Below are 19,392 nucleotides of genomic sequence, written 5' to 3'. Positions count from 1 at the left end.
CTGGTTCACATCTGCCATCGAGGTTTTCATGCGTTCACTGTTCGCCCCGCGCCCGAGTCCCTACTACATCTTCGGTTTCGACTACCGGCGCAGCTCGGCGGGCATCCGCGTCATGCACATGCTCTGCGATGCGCTGATCCGCTCCGGCTACGAAGCCTATGTGCTGGCGGAAGTCTTCAGCCCGGACTTCATGACACCGCGCCTGACCGACCAGGTGATCCAGCAGCATCGCGCCCAGGGCATCCAGCCGATCGCGGTGTACCCGGAGGTGATCGATGGCAACCCGCTGCAGGGCAGCGTGGTGGTGCGCTACCTGCTGAACAAGCCGGGCTTTATCGCCGGTACCGGCGCCTACGGCGAGAACGACCTGTACTTCGCCTACAAGAACGACTTCATGCTCGAGGGCATGGGCCCTGAGCAGCACCTGTTCCTGCCGGCCATCGACTCGAACATCTTCCGTCCCGCCGCCGATCCGGCGCGACGTCGCCCGGGGAGCGTCTGCTACTACCTGGGCCACAAGCGCCATGCGCGGCTGGACCCGAGCCTGCTGCCGGCCGACGCCATCGAGATCACCCTGAGCTACCCGGATTCCTGGGAAGGCCTGGCCGATGTCTTCCAGCGTTGCGAATACCTTTACCTCGGCGAGGCCTCGGGCCTGGCCTACGAGGCGGCACTGTGCGGTTGTACGCCAGTGCTGGTGAGCCGCGACTGGAGCTCGATCCATCCCGACCCGCACTCATTCACCGCTTTTGGGCTGGACGCCGCCGAGATCGCGCGGGCGCGCAGCATCATGCCGGGTATCCGCCAACTGCTGGAGGAACACCGTGCCGCCTTCTGGCCGGAGCTGGACCGCTTCATCGCCCAGACCCAGGATGCTGTGGCCCGCCTGCCCACGGCAGCCGAACACGTAGCACCGCGTGCGGTGCAGGTGGCGACGCCGGAGCGCGATACCCAGGGCCAGCCCACCGCGGTGGTGCTGCACGTTGGCGACCTGCCGCTGTTCGAGGAGGGCCTGCGTACGCTGCAGGGGCTGCATGCTCCGGTGGGCCTGTATGTGACCGCAGCGAGCGGGCAGATCCAGGCCGCCCGCCAGGCGCTGGAGACCAGCGGCCTGGCATTCCGGCTGTTCCAGGTCGACGGTATCGGCCAGGACGTGCTGCCTTTCATCGAGCTGCTGCCAACTCTGCGCGAGGACGGCATGCAGGTGCTGCTCAAGCTGCACACGCACAAGGCGCGGCACCTCAAGGCAGACGTGGCGGGTGAGCTGATTCGTCAGTTGTTCTCCACGCTGCTGTTCGAGAACACCTTCGACAGTGCCGTGGCCAGCCTGACCCGCGGCGACAAGGAGCCGCTGATCGGCGCCGACGAGTACCGCCTGCCGGTGGCGCAATTCCTCGAAGGCGAACGCCGCGAGCAGGTCGAGCGCCTGGCCGAGCGTGGCGGCGTCGATATCAAGCGCATAGCCAGTGGCGAATACTTCGCCGGCAACATGTTCTTCGCCCGCGTCGAGGCCCTGGCCGATCTGCTGGACCTGGGCCTGGGCGCGGAAGACTTCGGCGCGGCCGGCAGCTCCCGCGGTGCGGGCTTTGCCCATGCGTTCGAGCTGTTCGTCAACGCCTTCGTACAACTGCGCCATCCGATCGACCGCAACGTGCTCTATCGCGAGTGGCTGGCCACCCGCCAACTGAGTGCCAACGAAACCCGCGACCTGCCCGAGCGCGTCGCCGCGTGGCCGGCGACCCCTAGCCTGCTGGTGGTGCTGGAAGACCCGGTCGGCGATGTCGCCGGCGTGGCACGCAGCCTGGCCGCGCTGGATGCGCAGAGCTACGGCGCTGGCGCGGTGGTGGTGCTGTCCAACGCCGAGCCGGTGGGCATCGAGGCGCGCGACAACCTGGTCTGGCTGCCCCGTGACGCGGTGCCGGCGCAGCAGATCAACGCCTTGCTGGAGCAGATCGAGGTCGACTGGTTCCTGCTCCTGCGCAGTGGCGACACCCTCGAAGAACACGCCCTGCTGCTGCTGGCCGAGCGCCTGGTGAGCCAGCCGGCGCTGCGCTGCTGCTATATGGACGAGGACCAGCATCACGAGGGGGTGAACCGTGACCCGGTATTCAAGCCCGACCTCAACCTCGACATGCTGCGCAGTTATCCCTACGTCGGCCGCGCGCTGGCCTTCGAGCGGCAGAGCGTGCGGGAGCTGGGTGGGCTGGACGAGGCCTTCGGCGAGCTGGCGCCGCATGATGTGCTGTTCCGCCTGATCGAGGCCGCTGGGCTGGAAAGCATCGGTCACCTCGATACGCTGCTGTTGCATACCTCCGAGCACCTCGGCGCCTGGCTGATCAGCCCGGGCGTGGTTTCGCAGGTGGCTCCTCTGGTGGAAGCGCACCTCACCCGCCTGAACCTGCCGCACCGCATCGAGCGTGGCGCGCTGCCGATGATCAACCGCGTGCACTACAGCTTCGACACGCGCCCGCTGGTGTCGATCATCATCCCGACCAAGGACCAGCTGCCAACCCTGCTGCGCTGCGTCGACAGCCTGCTGGAGCGCACGCGCTACGAGCACTATGAAGTGCTGATCGTCGACAACAACAGCGAGACGCCCGAGGCGCTGGCCTGGTTCGAAGGCATCGACAAGCTCGGCGACGCGCGCCTGCGCGTGCTGCGCTATCCGCACCCGTTCAATTATTCGGCGATCAACAACTTCGCCGCGCGCCAGGCCCGTGGCGAATACCTGGTGCTGCTCAACAACGACACCGGCATCACCGACGGCAACTGGCTCGACGCGCTGCTCAACCACGCGCAGCGCCCGGAAGTCGGGGTGGTCGGTGCCAAGCTGCACTTCCTCGACGGCAGCATCCAGCACGCCGGCGTGGTGATGGGCCTGCGCGGAGTGGCCGAACACGCCTTCATCGGTGACGCCATCGATGGCAACGGTTACATGCACCGCCTGCAGGTGGACCAGAACTACAGCGTGGTCACCGCCGCCTGCCTGATGGTGCGCGCCAGCCTGTACGCCGAGGTCGGCGGGCTGGATGAAGATGATTTCGCCGTTTCGTTCAACGACGTCGACTTCTGCCTGAAGGTTGGCAGCGCCGGCTACCTGCTGGTGTGGACGCCCTATGCAGTGCTGATGCACGAAGGCAGCGTCAGCCAGCGCAAGGTCGACCTGGCCACCTTCGAAGCCAAGGTGCAGCGCTTCCGCAGCGAGCAGCAGGCGATGTACCAGCGCTGGCTGCCGCAGATGGTTCACGATGCCGCCTACAACCGCAACCTGGCGCTGGAAGGCCGTGGCTTCGCCCTTGACCATCGCGGCGATACCGGTTGGCAGCCCTTTGCCGAGCGGCGCCTGCCGTTCGTCCTGTGCCACCCGGCAGACGCCTTCGGCTGCGGCCATTACCGCATCCGCCAGCCGCTGGACGCCTGTGTGGCGACCGGCGAGATGGACGGTGCCGTGGCCGAGCGCCTGTTGCCGCTGGTGGAATTCGAGCGCCTGGCGCCGACCAGCGTGGTGCTGCAGCGGCAGATCACCCCGCCGCAGTTGCAGTCCATCGAGTTGCTCGACCGTTGCTCGAAGGTCTTCAAGGTCTACGAGGTGGACGACTACCTGTTCGAACTGCCGGTGAAGAGTGCACACCACGCCGCCATGCCCAAGGACGTGGCCCGCTCGATGAAGACAGCGCTGGGTTACTGCGACCGCTTCGTGGTGTCCACCGAGCCGCTGGCCGAGGCTTTCGCCGGCCTGCATCCGGATATCCGCGTGGTGCCCAACCGTCTGCCCACCCACTGGTGGAGCAACCTGCGTGGCGAACGCAACGCGGGCCGCAAGCCGCGCGTGGGCTGGGCCGGTGGTTCCAGTCATGGCGGCGACCTGGAGCTGGTCATCGAGGTGGTCAAGGCCCTGGCTGGCGAGGTGGAGTGGGTGTTCATGGGCATGTGTCCGGAGCCGCTGAAACCCTTCGTGGAATTCCACCACGGCGTGTCCATCGACCGTTACCCGGCAGCACTGGCCGCGCTCAACCTGGACCTGGCCCTGGCGCCCCTGGAGCCCAACCGCTTCAACGAGTGCAAGAGCAACCTGCGCCTGCTGGAATACGGCGCGCTGGGCTACCCGGTGATCTGCAGCGACATCCTCTGCTACCAGGACAGCCTGCCGGTGACCCGTCTGCCGAACCAGGCCCGTGCCTGGATCAGCGCCATCCGCGAACAGTTGGCCGATCCCCAGGCCCTGGCGCGCGCCGGCGATACCCTGCGCGAAGTGGTGCTGCGTGACTGGATGCTCGACGAAACGCATGCCCGGCGCTGGGCACAGGCCTGGCTGCCGGACTGATCGGCTGCTTGCCTGCCGCGAGCCGATGTGCCCCTGCCTGAGGAATATCTGTGGGGCAGGGGAGGGCCTCGCGGTGTTTTCCCCGGCGGGCAATCCGCCCGCCGTCGATTTTCTTTCTTCTATTCCCTTATCCAAGCAAGCCGGCGGCCGAAGAACAAGGGGCGCGATCACTGCCTGTTCTGCTTTAGGAATGGCATTTGGCCGCCGTCCGCAGTTGTCCTGAAGCGCGTATTCACGGGCTTTGCAAGGCGCCTCGAAAAAAAATCAATAAAAGTCCTAAAGCAATTCCCCGCCACGACGATAACCCTAACGAAGGTTCTCCACGCCATTTCGGACTTCACCGGGGCAAGGAGCTACCCAATAGCCCAACTACGAGGAATTCGTCATGGCTCTTACCGTCAACACCAACATCGCCTCGCTGTCGGTTCAAAAGAACCTGACCAAGGCCTCCAACTCCCTGACCACTTCCATGACCCGCCTGTCGACCGGCCTGCGCATCAACAGCGCCAAGGACGACGCCGCCGGTTCGCAGATCTCCAACCGTCTGACCAGCCAGGTCAACGGTCTGAACGTTGCGGTCAAGAACGCCCAGGACGCCAACTCCATCGCCCAGGCCGCTGAAGGTGCTCTGCAAGAGTCCACCAACATCCTGCAGCGTATGCGTGAACTGTCCCTGCAGTCCGCCAACGGCTCCAACAGCAGCGAAGACCAGACCTCGCTGAACCAGGAGTTCAAGTCGCTGACCGCTGAACTGACCCGTATCTCCAAGACCACCACCTTCGGTGGCGGCACCTCCGGTATCAAACTGCTCGACGGCAGCGCCGGCACCAACGGCACCCTGACCTTCCAGGTCGGCGCCAACGCCAACGAAACCGTCAGCTTCACCCTGAACGACATGGGCGCCGCCTCGCTGAAGGGCACCTCGTCGCTGGCTACCGGCTCGATCTCGATGACCGGCTTCACCAGCAAGACCGACGTGGCCTCCTCCAGCGGCTCCATCACCGTGAACGGCACCGACGTGTCCATCGCTTCGGGCGCATCGGTCAACGACATCGTCAGCGCGATCAACACCAACGTCAGCGGCGTGGCAGCAGTTGCCAACGACGACGGCACCATCTCGCTGAGCTCGGCTGCAGAAATCACCTACTCCGGCACCGGCGGCACCGCTGTGACCGCAGCTACCGGCACCGTGACCACCACTTCGGGCACTGTGCAGTCGCTGGACATCAGCACCGCTGCCAACTCGCAGTCCGCTACCCAGGTGATCGACGCCGCCCTGAAGCAGATCGACAGCCAGCGTTCCTCGCTGGGTGCCATCCAGAACCGTCTGGACAGCACCATCTCGAACCTGCAGAACGTGTCCGAGAACGCCACTGCTGCACGCAGCACCATCCAGGACGTAGACTTCGCCGCAGAAACCGCGGAGATGACCAAGCAGCAGACCCTGCAACAGGCCGCCACGGCGGTACTGGCCCAGGCCAACCAGCTGCCTTCCGCTGTCCTGAAGCTGCTCCAGTAAGGGGTTGCCGCAAGGCAAAAAACGGAAAGGAAGGGCGCCCAGCGCCCTTCCTTGCTTTGCATTCGGAGGGTAATACCTTATGGATACCAGCCTCGGAATCAACGGACCGCGTCCGGTAGACAGCACGGCGACCACCGCCAGCGGCAAGCCTGCCGCCAGTGGCAACGCCTTGCCGCAGAACGCCAGGCAATCGCCGGCCGCCAAGAGCCGTACCGACCTGAACGAAGCCGTCAGTCGGCTGCGTGAACAGGCCCAGTCGGTCCAGCGCAACCTGGAATTCTCGGTGGACGACGCCAGCGGCGAGACCGTCGTGAAGGTCGTGGCCGCCGATACTGGCGAGGTCATACGGCAGATTCCTTCGGAAGTTGCACTGAAGTTGGCAGAAAGCCTGAAGGAAGCGGGTAATCTGTTGTTCAGCGAGCGCGCCTGAATTCAGTAATCGGGAATTTGTGGCGCGATTCTTGAATGAAGCGTAACCAGACGCAGGCGGAAGACTGAGAACCGCCAGAAATTTGGACAGGAGGGTAGGCACATGGCCGGGACTTCGATCAACGGTGTAGGGTCGGGATACGACATCGACTCCATCGTGACCGCTTTGGTGAACGCGCAGAAAGCGCCGAAGCAGAACCAGATCAGCAACCAGAAGACCGCGACCAACACCACGCTCTCCGGTATCGGTTCGCTCAAGAGCGCCCTGGCGACTTTCCAGACCGCCCTGGGCAAGCTCAACGATACCGACTCCTCTGCCTTCGCCGGCCTGGCCGTCAAGAGTTCGAACACCGACACGCTGACCGCCAAGCTGGGCACCGGTGCCACTGCTGGCACCTACAACATCGACGTGAAGAACCTCGCCACCAGCTCCAAGGTCGCGACCCAGTACGTCGACAAGTCTGCATCCTTCGGTGCCGGCAGCCTGACCATCACTCAGGGCAGCAGCACCTACAAGGTCGACGTTAAAGCTGGCGCCAGCCTGTCGGACATCCGCGACAGCATCAACAGCCAGCTCAAGGACAGTGGCTTCACCGCCAACATCATCACCGACACCAACGGTCCGCGCCTGGTGCTCGGCTCCAGCGTCACCGGCGCTGGCAGCGACATCAGCATCGCCACCAGCGGCGACAGCAGCCTGTCGGTCCTGGCCATCGATGGCGCCAACACCAAAGCCTCGGCCACCGCAGGCGGCTACATCGACAAGCCGGCGATGAACGCCAGCTACACCATCGACGGGCTGGAAATGAGCAGCTCGGTGAACAAGATCTCCAGCGCCATCAGCGGCGTGGAGTTCAGCCTGGTGGCCGAGGGCAAGACCAGCCTGTCCGTCGACACCAACACCGACGGCCTGAAGACCTCGGTGCAGTCCTTCGTCGATGCGTACAACGCGCTGATGACCAGCGTGAACTCGCTGACCAAGGTCACCAACACCACCGATGCCAGCGGCAACCCGACCACCACGGCCGCCGCGCTGGCCAGTGACTCGATGACCCGCAACCTGCTCAACACCCTGCGCAGCCAACTGGTCGGCTCGTCCACCGACGGCGGCAGCATCAAGCTGCTCTCGCAGCTGGGCATCACCACCAAGAACGACGGCACCCTGGCGGTGGACAGCGACAAGCTGGACAAGGCCCTGGACAAGAACTTCGCCTCCGTGCAGGGCTTCTTCACCGGCAGCGGCGGCCTGCTCTCGCGCATGAGCGGCAGCCTGGACATGTACACCCAGTCCAACGGCCTGCTCGACCAGCGCCAGTCCTCGCTGAACCAGACCCTGAGCGACCTGGCGGACCAGTCGACCAAGCTCGATACGCGCATGAGCAAGCTCAACGACACGCTCATGGCCAAGTACACCGCCATGGACACCCTGGTCGCGCAGCTCAAGGCCACCCGCTCCAACGTGCTGACCACCCTCAACGCGCTGAACAAGACCAGCAGCTCCGACAGCTGATGAAGCAGTGCCCCGTCCCGCGCGCCGCTCTGCGACGCGCCACGGGGCGCGCCGCCGCGTTGCGCCTGATTGCCCGGCCACGAAGATTTTTGCCTAAAGGTTTTCCCGCCAGCGCCGATATTCTGGATATCAACGATTTGATCGTTCGGCGAATCAAGGGGATATCAGATGAACGCTTCGGCAGCGCTGCGCCAGTACCAGAATGTGAACAACCAGTCCCAGGTGCACGACGCCTCGCCCCATCGCCTGATCCAGATGCTCATGGAAGGCGGCCTCAGCCGTATCGCCCAGGCCCGTGGCTCGATGGAGCGCGAGCAGTTCGCCCAGAAGGGCATGCTGATCGGCAAGGCCACCGCCATCCTCGGCGGCCTGCGCGAAGCGCTGAACTTCGAAGCCGGTGGTGAACTGGCCGAACAGTATGCCAACCTGTACGACTACATGAGCCGTCGCCTGGGCGACGCCAACCGCAGCAACGATCTGGAAGTCCTCGACGAGGTGTCGGGCCTGCTGCGGACCATCAAGGAAGGCTGGGACGCGATCCCGCACTGATCGCGACTCGCCAGGAGATACCGAACATGACTCTCGCCGTCCAGCAGATCGAACAGACCCGCGTAGCCCTGGGGGCGGCGCTGGCCGAGCAGGATTGGGAAGCCATCACCCGCCTCGACCTCGAATGCCGTGTGCACGTCGACGCCGCCATGGTCGAGCCGCTGGAAGACGACAGCGATCTCAAGCGCAGCCTGGAAGGCCTGCTGGTGCTTTATAAAGAACTGGTCCACGCTGTCACCAGTCAGCGTGAGGATGTGGCCGGTGAGATCATCCGCGTGAATCGCTCCCACCAGGGCGCCAAGGTCTACCAGCTGTTCGGCTGATCCGTCTGGATCGGCTCTCTGAGCGCGACGATCGAGACACTTCGGCCGTCGCCGCATCCCCCGCGAACTGTGTCACAGTTCCATTGCCATGACCGGGATCAACACCCTTCGTCGGGCAGCATCAAAAAAAACACGCCATTAATTTGACTCTTGCCACATTTTTGACTTTACTAGTGGCCAAATGCTGGCTAGCACGAGGAAATTGTGCTGTGGCCAGGTCGTGTCAGCCGCCGTTCGACGGCCTTCAAGCCCCGGGATGACAAGCTAAGATGTGGCGCGAAACGAAAATCCTCGTGATCGACGACAATCAGGACCGCTGCCGTGACCTCTCGGTCATCATCAGCTTCCTGGGTGAAGACCAGCTGTCCGGCAACAGCCGTGACTGGCGCCAGATCGTTGAGCCGCTGCCCAATGGCAGCCGCGACGTGCTCTGCGTGCTGGTCGGCGCGGTGGACAGCAAGGGCGGCGCCCTGGAGCTGCTCAAGCAGCTGGCAACCTGGGACGAATTCCTGCCGGTGCTGCTGATCGGCGAGCCGGTGCCCGGCGAGTGGCCCGAAGAGCTGCGCCGCCGCGTGCTGGCCAGCCTGGAGATGCCGCCCAGCTACAACAAGCTGCTCGACTCCCTGCACCGTGCCCAGGTCTACCGCGAGATGTACGACCAGGCCCGCGAGCGCGGCCGCCAGCGCGAACCCAACCTGTTCCGCAGCCTGGTCGGCACCAGTCGTGCTATCCAGCAGGTGCGGCAGATGATGCAGCAGGTCGCCGACACCGACGCCAGCGTGCTGATCCTCGGCGAGTCCGGCACCGGCAAGGAAGTGGTCGCGCGCAACCTGCATTACCACTCCAAGCGCCGCGACGCACCCTTCGTGCCGGTCAACTGCGGGGCGATCCCGGCGGAGCTGCTGGAGAGCGAACTGTTCGGCCACGAGAAGGGCGCCTTCACCGGTGCCATCACCACCCGCGCCGGGCGTTTCGAACTGGCCAACGGCGGCACTCTGTTCCTCGACGAGATCGGCGACATGCCGCTGCCGATGCAGGTCAAGCTGCTGCGCGTGCTGCAGGAGCGCACCTTCGAGCGCGTGGGCAGCAACAAGACGCAGAACGTCGACGTGCGCATCATCGCCGCGACCCACAAGAACCTGGAGAAGATGATCGAGGATGGCAGCTTCCGCGAGGACCTGTACTACCGCCTCAACGTCTTCCCCATCGAGATGGCCCCGCTGCGCGAGCGCGTGGAGGACATCCCGCTGCTGATGAACGAGCTGATCTCGCGCATGGAGCACGAGAAGCGCGGTTCGATCCGTTTCAACTCCGCCGCCATCATGTCGCTTTGCCGCCATGACTGGCCGGGTAACGTGCGCGAACTCGCCAACCTGGTCGAGCGCCTGGCGATCATGCACCCCTACGGCGTGATCGGCGTGGGCGAGCTGCCGAAGAAATTCCGCCACGTCGATGACGAGGACGAGCAGCTGGCGACCAGCCTGCGCGAGGAACTGGAAGAGCGCGCGGCAATCACCGCCGGCCTGCCGGGCCTCGACTCGCCGGCCATGCTGCCGGCCGAAGGCATCGACCTGAAGGATTACCTGGCCAACCTGGAGCAGGGCCTGATCCAGCAGGCGCTGGACGATGCCGCCGGTGTCGTTGCCCGTGCCGCCGAACGCCTGCGCATCCGCCGCACCACCCTGGTGGAGAAAATGCGCAAGTACGGCATGAGCCGTCGCGAAGAGGAAATGGCGGAGGATTGACGCCTCCGTCACACTCGTTTTTTCAAGTCATTGAAAAATAACGAGTAAATTTTAGGCACGCGGTTTGCTAAGAGTCATTCGACCGACGGATTCACGCCGTCGGACGGATGAGAGAAACCGCATGATGCCAGCCACCCAACGCCAGACCGAAATCACCTCCGCGCTGCCTGCCGAACAGGTCACCGTGGAGGAGCAGAGCCGTGCCCATCTGGACCAGACCTTCGCGCTGTTCAGTCAGATGTCCAGCCAGCTCACTCAGTCTTACAGCCTGCTGGAAGCCCGCGTTACCGAACTCAAGGGCGAGCTCGCCCTGGTCAGTGCGCAGCGCATGCAGGAGCTGGCCGAGAAGGAGCGCCAGGCCAACCGCCTGCAGAGCCTGCTCGACGTGCTGCCCGGCGGCGTCATAATGATCGACGGCCAGGGCGTGGTGCGTGACGCCAACCCGGTCGCCGTCGCGCTGCTCGGCAAACCGCTGGTGGGCATGCTCTGGCGTGAAGTCATCGCGCGCAGCTTCGCTCCGCGCGCCGACGACGGCCACGAGGTCTCCCTGCGTGACGGCCGCCGCGTGTCCATCGCCATCCGCCCGCTGAACGGCGAGCCCGGCCAGCTCATCCTGCTCAACGACCTGACGGAAACCCGTCGCCTGCAGGACCAGCTCGCACGCCACGAGCGCCTGTCCGCCCTCGGTCGCATGGTGGCCTCGCTGGCTCACCAGATTCGCACCCCGCTGTCCGCCGCCATGCTCTATGCCGGCCACCTCAGCGAAGGTGAACTGCCGGTGGAGCACCAGCAGCGCTTTGCCGGTCGCATCAAGGAGCGTCTGCACGAGCTGGAAAGCCAGGTGCGCGACATGCTGGTGTTCGCCCGCGGCGAGCTGCCGTTGCCCGACCGCCTGGCTCCTTCGCAGCTGTTCGCCAGCCTGCGCGCCGCCGCCGAATCCCACGTCAGTGGCCTGAACCTGCGCTGGCAGTGCGACGCCCGCGTCGGCGAGCTGCTGTGCAACCGCGACACCCTGGTCGGCACCGTGCTCAACCTGGTGGAGAACGCCATCCAGGCCGCCGGCCGCGATGTGCGCCTGAAGGTGCATCTCTACCAGCGCGGCGACACCCTGCGCCTGTCGGTCAGCGACAACGGCCCGGGCATGAGCGGCGAAACCCTGGCGCGCCTGGGCGAGCCGTTCTTCACCACCAAGACCACCGGCACCGGCCTCGGCCTGGCCGTGGTGAAAGCCGTTGCCAAGGCCCACCAGGGCGAACTGCGCCTGCGCTCGCGCGCCGGTTTCGGCACCTGCGCCACCCTGGTCCTGCCGTTGCTCAAAGCTCAACCTTCTGTTCACGAGGAATGATTTCCATGGCCGCCAAAGTCCTGCTGGTCGAAGACGACCGCGCCCTTCGTGAAGCCCTGTCCGACACCCTGTCGCTCGGTGGGCATGACTTCATCGCCGTGGATTGCGCCGAAGCCGCGCTGCCGGCCCTGGAGAAGGACGCCTTCAGCCTGGTGATCAGCGACGTCAACATGCCGGGCATGGACGGGCACCAGTTGCTCGGGCTTATCCGCAAGCGTCACCCGCAACTGCCGGTGCTGCTGATGACCGCCTATGGCGCCGTCGACCGCGCCGTGGACGCCATGCGGCAGGGCGCCGCCGATTACCTGGTGAAGCCGTTCGAGCCGCGTGCTCTGCTGGAACTGGTTGCCCGCCACGCACTGGGCACCGTCGCCAGCAACGCCGGCGAAGGTCCGGTGGCCCTGGAGCCGGCCAGCCAGCAGCTGCTGGAACTGGCCGCCCGTGTCGCGCGCAGCGATTCCACCGTGCTGATCTCCGGCGAGTCCGGCACCGGCAAGGAAGTGCTGGCGCAGTACATCCACCAGCAATCGCCGCGCGCCGGCAAACCCTTCGTCGCGATCAACTGTGCGGCGATCCCGGACAACATGCTCGAAGCCACCCTGTTTGGCCACGAGAAGGGCGCCTTCACCGGTGCCATCGCTGCCCAGCCGGGCAAGTTCGAACTGGCCGACGGCGGCACCATCCTTCTCGACGAAATCTCCGAGATGCCGCTCAGCCTGCAGGCCAAGCTGCTGCGCGTACTGCAGGAGCGCGAAGTGGAGCGGGTTGGCGCACGCAAGCCGATCAGCCTGGACATCCGCGTGCTCGCCACCACCAACCGTGACCTGCTCGGCGAAGTCGCCGCCGGCCGCTTCCGCGAAGACCTCTACTATCGCCTGTCGGTCTTCCCGCTGGCCTGGCGCCCGCTGCGCGAGCGTCCCGCCGACATTCTGCCGCTGGCCGAACGCCTGCTGGCCAAGTACAGCCGCAAGATGAACCACGCCCCGGTGACCCTGGCCGACGACGCCCGCGCTGCACTGCTGGCGTACTCCTGGCCGGGCAACGTGCGTGAGCTGGACAATGCCATCCAGCGCTCGCTGATCCTGCAGCAGGGCGGCCAGGTGCAGCCTGCCGACCTGTGCCTGACGGCCCCCATCGGCCTGGCGCCGCGTCCGCTGCTGACCGCCGTGCCTTCGCCGGTTGCGCCGGTGGCTGCGGCCAGCGTCGAAATTCCGTCGCAGGCCGCCGCGGAAGCCGGGCAACTGGGCGAGGACCTCAAGCGCCGCGAGTTCCAGATGATCATCGACACCCTGCGCAGCGAGCGCGGCCGCCGCAAGGAAGCCGCCGAGCGCCTGGGCATCAGCCCGCGCACCCTGCGCTACAAGCTCGCGCAGATGCGCGACGCCGGCATGGATGTGGAGGCCTACCTCTACGCCAGTTGAGTCCCGGCTGACGATCCCCTCCTGGCCCGCATTCGTGCGGGTCTTTTCTTGACGCCTTTCCGGCGCGGACGAGACGCTTTTGTAGGAGCGGACCTTGTCCGCGAAGGTATGCCGTGGCTCCTTGGCTGCAGGTGCTTGCGAACCGACGCGGATCGCATGCGCAGAGCGTCTCTGGGGAGCAGGAGTTTTCCTGTTGACTTGGACTTATCCGTGACGGACTTCGCGGACAAGGTCCGCTCCTACAGAGGCTGCTCTTGCGGAGTCTGGAATCCCCACCCCAGAGCCTTCCTGCTCATTTTTCCTACGCCCTGAAAAACTGGCACCCCAATTGCAAACTCCTGTGCAAAGCGCCGCGAGGTGTCAAAAAACCGCGGCCAGTCGGAGGGGTATGTGATGAGTCAGGGTGTCGAGTTCAATCGTCTGTTGCTGGAAATGCGTTCCATGCAGATGGAGGCCATGGCCAAGGCGAAGACCCAGGCCGCGCCGGTAGAACCGGGTGCGCCGAGCTTCTCGCAGATGCTCGGCCAGGCGGTGGACAAGGTCAGCGGTACCCAGCAGGTCGCCTCCGACATGGCGTCGGCGTTCGAGATGGGGCAGAGCGGTGTCGATCTCACTGACGTGATGATCGCTTCCCAGAAGGCCAGTGTTTCTTTCCAGGCGATGACCCAGGTACGCAACAAGCTGGTCCAGGCGTACCAGGACATCATGCAGATGCCGGTTTGATCGGCGAGGATCGTAGGTAATGGCTGAAGCCACCGTTGTTGATAGTCAGGTTCCCGCCAAGGCCGGCCCGAAAAAGCCGCTGCTGGGCCTGTCTTTCCTCGAGAACCTCGCAGACATGCCGATGCTGCGTCAGGTCGGCCTGCTGGTCGGCCTCGCCGCGAGCATCGCCATCGGCTTCGGCATGGTGCTGTGGTCGCAGCAGCCGGACTACAAGCCGCTCTATGGCAGCCTGAATGGCGTCGACGCGAACAAGGTGGTCGAGGCGCTGTCCGCCGCCGATATCGCCTACAAGATCGAGCCCAACTCCGGCGCGCTGCTGGTGAAGGCCGATGACCTGGGCCGTGCGCGCATGAAAGTCGCCGGCGCGGGCCTCGCGCCGACCGACAGTAACGTCGGCTTCGAGATCCTCGACAAGGAACAGGCGCTGGGCACCAGCCAGTTCATGGAAGCGACCAATTACCGTCGCGGCCTGGAAGGCGAGCTGGCGCGTACCGTCTCCAGCCTGAACAACGTCAAGGGCGCCCGCGTGCACCTGGCGATCCCGAAAAGCTCGGTGTTCGTCCGTGACGACCGCAAGCCCAGCGCCTCGGTGCTGGTCGAGCTGTACCCGGGCCGCAGCCTGGAGCCGAGCCAGGTGCTGGCGATCGTCAACCTGGTCGCCACCAGCGTGCCGGAACTGGATAAATCCCAGGTCACCGTGGTCGACCAGAAAGGCAACCTGCTCTCCGACCAGCAGGAGCTCTCCGAGCTGACCATGGCCGGCAAGCAGTTCGATTTCACCCGCCGCATGGAAACCAACTTCACCCAGCGCGTGCACAGCATCCTGGCGCCGGTCCTGGGCAACGGCCGCTACAAGGCCGAAGTCTCGGCGGACGTCGACTTCAGCGCGGTGGAATCCACCTCCGAGTCGTTCAACCCGGACCAGCCGGCCCTGCGCAGCGAGCAGGTGAACAACGAGGAACGGCAGAACAGCAACGGCCCGCAGGGCGTTCCGGGTGCGCTGTCGAACCAGCCGCCGGGCCCGTCCAGCGCGCCGCAGACCACCGCGCAGAACAAGCCGGCGGACTTCGTTGCACCGGGCCAGCCGCTGAAGGATGCCAACGGCCAGCCGATCATCGATCCGAAGACCGGCAAGCCGGAACTGGCGCCGTACCCGACCGACAAGCGCGAGCAGAACACCCGCAACTACGAGCTGGATCGCTCGGTGAGCTACACCAAGCAGCAGCAGGGTCGCCTGCGCCGGCTTTCCGTCGCGGTGGTGCTGGATGACCGCGTGATCGCCGACCCGAAGACCGGCGAAGTCAGCCACCAGCCGTGGACCGCCGACGAACTGGGCCGCTTCACCCGCCTGGTGCAGGACGCGGTAGGCTATGACGCCAGCCGTGGCGACAGCGTCAGCGTGATCAACGCGCCGTTCGCCCCGGACCTTGGCGAGGAAATTGCTTCGCCTGCGTTCTACACCCAGCCGTGGTTCTGGGACGTGGTCAAGCAGGTACTGGGTATCCTGTTCATCCTGGTCCTGGTGCTGGGCGTGCTGCGCCCGGTGCTGAACAACCTGTCGGGCAGCAAGAGCAAGGCCCTGGTGGCCGGTGGCGCAACGGGCGAGGGTGGCCTCGGCGAGCTGGGCGGCCTGGAAGGCGAGCTGTCCGATGATCGGGTAAGCCTCGGCGGTCCGGCCAGCATCCTGCTGCCGAGCCCGTCAGAGGGGTACGATGCACAATTGAATGCGATCAAGAGTCTGGTCGCCCAGGACCCGGGGCGTGTTGCCCAGGTAGTGAAGGACTGGATCAACTCCGATGAGTGAAGCGCGCATGAACGCCAAACTGAACAAGGTCGACAAGGCTGCCATCCTCCTGCTCTCCCTGGGTGAGACCGATGCCGCGCAGGTGCTGCGCCATATGGGCCCGAAGGAAGTGCAGAAGGTCGGCGTGGCCATGGCGCAGATGCGCAACGTCCACCGCGAGCAGGTCGAGCAGGTGATGGGCGAGTTCGTCGAGATCGTCGGCGACCAGACCAGCCTGGGCGTCGGCGCCGACAGCTACATCCGCAAGATGCTCACCCAGGCCCTGGGCGAGGACAAGGCGAACAACCTCATCGACCGCATCCTGCTGGGCGGCAACACCAGCGGCCTGGACAGCCTGAAGTGGATGGAGCCGCGCGCCGTGGCCGACGTGATCCGCTACGAGCACCCGCAGATCCAGGCCATCGTGGTCGCCTACCTCGACCCGGACCAGGCGGGCGAGGTGCTCAGCCACTTCGACCACAAGGTGCGCCTGGACATCATCCTGCGCGTGTCCTCGCTCAACACCGTACAGCCGTCCGCGCTCAAGGAACTGAACCTGATCCTGGAGAAGCAGTTCGCCGGCAACGCCAACTCCACCCGCACCACCATGGGCGGCGTGAAGCGCGCGGCGGACATCATGAACTACCTCGACAGCTCGGTCGAAGGCGCGCTGATGGACGCCATCCGCGAAGTCGACGAGGACCTGTCGGGCCAGATCGAAGACCTGATGTTCGTCTTCGACAACCTCGCCGATGTCGACGACCGCGGCATCCAGGCGCTGCTGCGCGAGGTCTCCTCGGACGTGCTGGTACTGGCGCTGAAGGGCTCGGACGATGCGATCCGCGAGAAGATCTTCCGCAACATGTCCAAGCGTGCCGCCGAACTGCTGCGCGACGACCTGGAGGCCAAGGGCCCGGTGCGCGTCAGCGAAGTCGAAGGCGCGCAGAAGGAAATCCTCACCATCGCCCGGCGCATGGCCGAGTCCGGCGAAATCGTGCTGGGTGGCAAGGGCGGCGAGGAAATGATCTGACGTGGCGAAGGACGAAGAAGAACTCAGCGAACTGATCCGGGCCCGGGATGTTTCCGGGTTCGACCTGTGGTCGCTGCCCAGCTTCGACCCGATCAAACCGCAGCCCATCCCCGAGCCGGAACCCGAGCCGGTGGTGGAGCAGCAGCCGCAGATCGAGGAAGTGCCGGAGGAGGAGGTCAAGCCTCTGACGCTGGACGAGCTCGAAGCGATCCGCCAGGAGGCCTACAACGAGGGCTTCTCCACCGGCGAGAAGGACGGCTTCCACGCCGGCCAGATCAAGGCGCGCCAGGATGCCGACGCGGCGTTGCAGCCGCGCCTGCAGAATCTCGAAACCCTGATGTCGCACCTGCTCGATCCCATCGCCGAGCAGGACCAGATGCTCGAAGCCGGCATGCTCAACCTGGTGACCCACGTGGTGCGCCAGGTGGTGCAGCGCGAGCTGGCCACCGATTCCAGCCAGATCCGCCTGGTGCTGCGCGAGGCGCTCAAGCTGCTGCCGATGGGCGCCAGCAACATCCGCATCCAGGTCAACCCGCAGGACTTCGAACTGGTGAAAGCCCTGCGCGATCGCCACGAGGAAAGCTGGAAGATCATCGAGGACGATGGCCTGCTGCCCGGCGGCTGCCGCATCGAGACCGAACACTCGCGCATCGACGCCAGCGTCGAGACGCGCCTGGCCCAGGCCGTGAAGCAGCTCTTCGAGCAGCAGCGCGACCAGGCCACCCACGCCCTGGAGCCTGACCTGCAAGTGAATCTCGATGCCGGCCAGGGCGGCTCCGATGCGCCTTGATCGCGTCAGCTTCGCCCGGCGCCTGCAGGGCTACAGCGACGCGGTGAGCCTGCCGAGCCAGCCGGTGGTGGAAGGCCGCCTGCTGCGCATGGTCGGCCTGACCCTGGAGGCCGAGGGCCTGCAGGCTGCCGTTGGCAGCCGCTGCCAGGTGATCAACGACGGCGGCTATCACCCGGTGCAGGTGGAAGCCGAAGTGATGGGTTTCGCCGGCAGCAAGATCTACCTGATGCCGGTGGGCAGCCTGGTCGGCATTGCCCCCGGCGCCCGCGTGGTGCCGCTGCCGGATTCCGGTCGTCTGCCGATGGGCATGTCCATGCTCGGCCGCGTGCTCGACGGCGTCGGCCGCGCGCTGGACGGCAAGGGCGGCATGCGTGCCGAAGACTGGGTGCCGATGGATGGCCCGATCATCAACCCGCTGGCGCGCGACCCGATCCACGAACCGATGGACGTCGGCATCCGTTCGATCAACTCCCTGCTCACCGTCGGCCGTGGCCAGCGCCTGGGCCTGTTCGCCGGTACCGGCGTCGGTAAATCGGTGCTGCTGGGCATGATGACCCGCTTCACCAAGGCCGACATCATCGTCGTCGGGCTGATCGGCGAACGGGGCCGCGAGGTGAAGGAATTCATCGAGCACATCCTCGGCGAGGAAGGCCTCAAGCGTTCCGTGGTCGTTGCATCGCCAGCGGACGACGCGCCGCTGATGCGCCTGCGCGCTGCGCAGTACTGCACGCGGATCGCCGAATACTTCCGCGACAAGGGCAAGAACGTCCTGCTGCTGATGGACTCCCTGACCCGTTACGCCCAGGCGCAGCGCGAGATCGCCCTGGCCATCGGCGAGCCGCCAGCGACCAAGGGCTACCCGCCGTCGGTGTTCGCCAAGCTGCCGCGGCTGGTAGAGCGCGCCGGTAATGGCGAGAAGGGCGGCGGCTCGATCACCGCTTTCTACACCGTGCTCAGCGAAGGCGATGACCAGCAGGACCCGATCGCCGACGCTGCGCGGGGCGTGCTCGACGGCCACTTCGTGCTGTCGCGCCGGCTGGCCGAGGAAGGCCATTACCCGGCCATCGACATCGAGGCTTCCATCAGCCGGGTGATGCCGCAGGTCACCACGCCCGAACACATGCGCGATGCGCAGCGCTTCAAGCAACTGTGGTCGCGCTACCAGCAGAGCCGCGACCTGATCAGCGTCGGCGCCTACGTCGCTGGCGGCGATCCGGAAACCGATCTCGCCATCCAGCGCTTCCCGATCATGCGCCAGTTCCTCCGCCAGGCCCTGGACGAGAGCCAGAACCTCGACGACAGCCGCCTGCTGCTGGATGCGGTGGTCAGCGGCAAGGCCGGCTGATGCGCGCCAATCTGCGCACTGAGCTTTTCGCTCCCTCTCCCTTCAGGGAGAGGGCTGGGGAGAGGGCTGCACGGCAGAGGAGTATCACATGAATCGTCGCGCCGAACGCCTCGCCCCGGTGGTGGACATGGCGCTCAAGGCCGAGCGCGAGGCCGCGCGCCAGCTCGGCCAACTGCAGGGCCAGTTGCAGCAGGCGCAGCGCAAGCTCGCCGAACTCGAGCGCTACCGCTACGACTACCAGCAGCAATGGATCACCAATGGCCAGCAGGGCGTCAGCGGCCAGTGGCTGATCAACTACCAGCGCTTCCTGTCGCAGCTCGAAGGCGCCGTCGAACAGCAGAATCGCTCGGTGGCCTTCCACGAAACCAACGTCGGCAAGGCGCGGGTCATCTGGCAGGAGAAATACGCGCGCCTTGAAGGCCTGCGCAAGCTGGTGGAGCGCTACCGCGAGGAAGCGCGGCTGGCCGCCGACAAGTACGAGCAGAAGCAGCTCGACGAGTTCGCCCAGCGCCTCCGACCGTCGCCGGACTGACCCCGCAGCATCGCCGTGGGCGGC

The 19,392-nt window shown here is 65.6% G+C and carries 15 protein-coding genes; all 15 read left to right on the top strand.

The features are described from left to right. Positions 1-28: 28 nt before the first annotated feature. The 15 genes from QO207_RS12870 (at position 29) to fliJ (ending at position 19,368) form a co-directional block, all read left to right on the top strand. Positions 29-4,324 carry a glycosyltransferase gene (locus QO207_RS12870; protein WP_301532783.1) on the top strand — a complete coding sequence of 1,432 codons (4,296 nt, stop codon included), beginning with the start codon at positions 29-31 and terminating at the stop codon, positions 4,322-4,324. A gap of 385 nt (positions 4,325-4,709) precedes the next feature. Then, positions 4,710-5,843, top strand: coding sequence for a flagellin (locus QO207_RS12865; protein ID WP_301532782.1), 1,134 nt, complete (start codon positions 4,710-4,712; stop codon positions 5,841-5,843). 79 nt (positions 5,844-5,922) lie between these two features. Beyond that, complete coding sequence (locus QO207_RS12860) at positions 5,923-6,273, top strand: flagellar protein FlaG (RefSeq protein ID WP_301532781.1); 351 nt, start codon at positions 5,923-5,925, stop codon at positions 6,271-6,273. Positions 6,274-6,375: 102 nt separating this feature from the next. Further along, positions 6,376-7,782 carry a flagellar filament capping protein FliD gene (gene fliD, locus QO207_RS12855; protein WP_301532780.1) on the top strand — a complete coding sequence of 469 codons (1,407 nt, stop codon included), beginning with the start codon at positions 6,376-6,378 and terminating at the stop codon, positions 7,780-7,782. 168 nt (positions 7,783-7,950) lie between these two features. Next, positions 7,951-8,331 carry a flagellar export chaperone FliS gene (gene fliS, locus QO207_RS12850; RefSeq protein ID WP_301532779.1) on the top strand — a complete coding sequence of 127 codons (381 nt, stop codon included), beginning with the start codon at positions 7,951-7,953 and terminating at the stop codon, positions 8,329-8,331. A 26-nt stretch (positions 8,332-8,357) separates the two neighbouring features. Beyond that, entirely contained in the window at positions 8,358-8,654 is a 297-nt protein-coding gene (locus tag QO207_RS12845) for a flagellar protein FliT (protein WP_301532778.1), read from the top strand. 269 nt (positions 8,655-8,923) lie between these two features. Continuing rightward, positions 8,924-10,399 (top strand): sigma-54 dependent transcriptional regulator, encoded by a 1,476-nt coding sequence (locus QO207_RS12840; RefSeq protein ID WP_301532777.1) that lies wholly within the window; start codon positions 8,924-8,926, stop codon positions 10,397-10,399. Between the two features lie 124 nt (positions 10,400-10,523). Next, complete coding sequence (locus QO207_RS12835) at positions 10,524-11,744, top strand: PAS domain-containing sensor histidine kinase (RefSeq protein ID WP_301532863.1); 1,221 nt, start codon at positions 10,524-10,526, stop codon at positions 11,742-11,744. 5 nt (positions 11,745-11,749) lie between these two features. Further along, positions 11,750-13,165, top strand: coding sequence for a sigma-54-dependent response regulator transcription factor FleR (fleR, locus tag QO207_RS12830; RefSeq protein ID WP_301532776.1), 1,416 nt, complete (start codon positions 11,750-11,752; stop codon positions 13,163-13,165). 393 nt (positions 13,166-13,558) lie between these two features. Beyond that, positions 13,559-13,888, top strand: a complete 330-nt coding sequence (gene fliE, locus QO207_RS12825) for a flagellar hook-basal body complex protein FliE (protein WP_301532775.1) — start codon at positions 13,559-13,561, stop codon at positions 13,886-13,888. Positions 13,889-13,907: 19 nt separating this feature from the next. Then, on the top strand, positions 13,908-15,692 hold the full coding sequence (fliF, locus tag QO207_RS12820) for a flagellar basal-body MS-ring/collar protein FliF (RefSeq protein WP_301532774.1): 1,785 nt from the start codon (positions 13,908-13,910) through the stop codon (positions 15,690-15,692). Continuing rightward, positions 15,685-16,701, top strand: a complete 1,017-nt coding sequence (fliG, locus tag QO207_RS12815) for a flagellar motor switch protein FliG (RefSeq protein ID WP_301532773.1) — start codon at positions 15,685-15,687, stop codon at positions 16,699-16,701. Before fliF ends, fliG begins: the two co-directional genes overlap by 8 nt. A 1-nt stretch (position 16,702) precedes the next feature. Next, positions 16,703-17,491: a flagellar assembly protein FliH gene (gene fliH / locus QO207_RS12810; protein ID WP_301532772.1), complete on the top strand. Its 789-nt coding sequence runs from the start codon at positions 16,703-16,705 to the stop codon at positions 17,489-17,491. Beyond that, a complete protein-coding gene (gene fliI, locus QO207_RS12805) occupies positions 17,481-18,836 on the top strand; it encodes a flagellar protein export ATPase FliI (RefSeq protein ID WP_301532771.1) in 1,356 nt (451 codons plus the stop codon). The genes fliH and fliI overlap by 11 nt, the downstream gene beginning before the upstream one ends. 88 nt (positions 18,837-18,924) lie before the next feature. After that, positions 18,925-19,368 carry a flagellar export protein FliJ gene (gene fliJ / locus QO207_RS12800; protein WP_301532770.1) on the top strand — a complete coding sequence of 148 codons (444 nt, stop codon included), beginning with the start codon at positions 18,925-18,927 and terminating at the stop codon, positions 19,366-19,368. Positions 19,369-19,392: the final 24 nt, after the last annotated feature.

The organism is Pseudomonas sp. CAN1, from assembly GCF_030462585.1.
Lineage (GTDB): Bacteria > Pseudomonadota > Gammaproteobacteria > Pseudomonadales > Pseudomonadaceae > Pseudomonas.
This window is presented reverse-complemented; position numbering and strand designations above follow the sequence as displayed.

Excerpts from the sequence above, each read along its gene's own strand:
- fliE (WP_301532775.1), top strand. The coding sequence starts at position 13,559 with ATGAGTCAGGGTGTCGAGTTCAATCGTCTGTTGCTGGAAATGCGTTCC.
- fliJ (WP_301532770.1), top strand. The coding sequence starts at position 18,925 with ATGAATCGTCGCGCCGAACGCCTCGCCCCGGTGGTGGACATGGCGCTC.
- QO207_RS12865 (WP_301532782.1), top strand. The coding sequence starts at position 4,710 with ATGGCTCTTACCGTCAACACCAACATCGCCTCGCTGTCGGTTCAAAAG.
- QO207_RS12840 (WP_301532777.1), top strand. The coding sequence starts at position 8,924 with ATGTGGCGCGAAACGAAAATCCTCGTGATCGACGACAATCAGGACCGC.
- fliF (WP_301532774.1), top strand. The coding sequence starts at position 13,908 with ATGGCTGAAGCCACCGTTGTTGATAGTCAGGTTCCCGCCAAGGCCGGC.
- QO207_RS12845 (WP_301532778.1), top strand. The coding sequence starts at position 8,358 with ATGACTCTCGCCGTCCAGCAGATCGAACAGACCCGCGTAGCCCTGGGG.
- fliD (WP_301532780.1), top strand. The coding sequence starts at position 6,376 with ATGGCCGGGACTTCGATCAACGGTGTAGGGTCGGGATACGACATCGAC.
- fleR (WP_301532776.1), top strand. The coding sequence starts at position 11,750 with ATGGCCGCCAAAGTCCTGCTGGTCGAAGACGACCGCGCCCTTCGTGAA.
- QO207_RS12835 (WP_301532863.1), top strand. The coding sequence starts at position 10,524 with ATGCCAGCCACCCAACGCCAGACCGAAATCACCTCCGCGCTGCCTGCC.
- fliS (WP_301532779.1), top strand. The coding sequence starts at position 7,951 with ATGAACGCTTCGGCAGCGCTGCGCCAGTACCAGAATGTGAACAACCAG.
- fliI (WP_301532771.1), top strand. The coding sequence starts at position 17,481 with ATGCGCCTTGATCGCGTCAGCTTCGCCCGGCGCCTGCAGGGCTACAGC.
- QO207_RS12860 (WP_301532781.1), top strand. The coding sequence starts at position 5,923 with ATGGATACCAGCCTCGGAATCAACGGACCGCGTCCGGTAGACAGCACG.
- QO207_RS12870 (WP_301532783.1), top strand. The coding sequence starts at position 29 with ATGCGTTCACTGTTCGCCCCGCGCCCGAGTCCCTACTACATCTTCGGT.
- fliG (WP_301532773.1), top strand. The coding sequence starts at position 15,685 with ATGAGTGAAGCGCGCATGAACGCCAAACTGAACAAGGTCGACAAGGCT.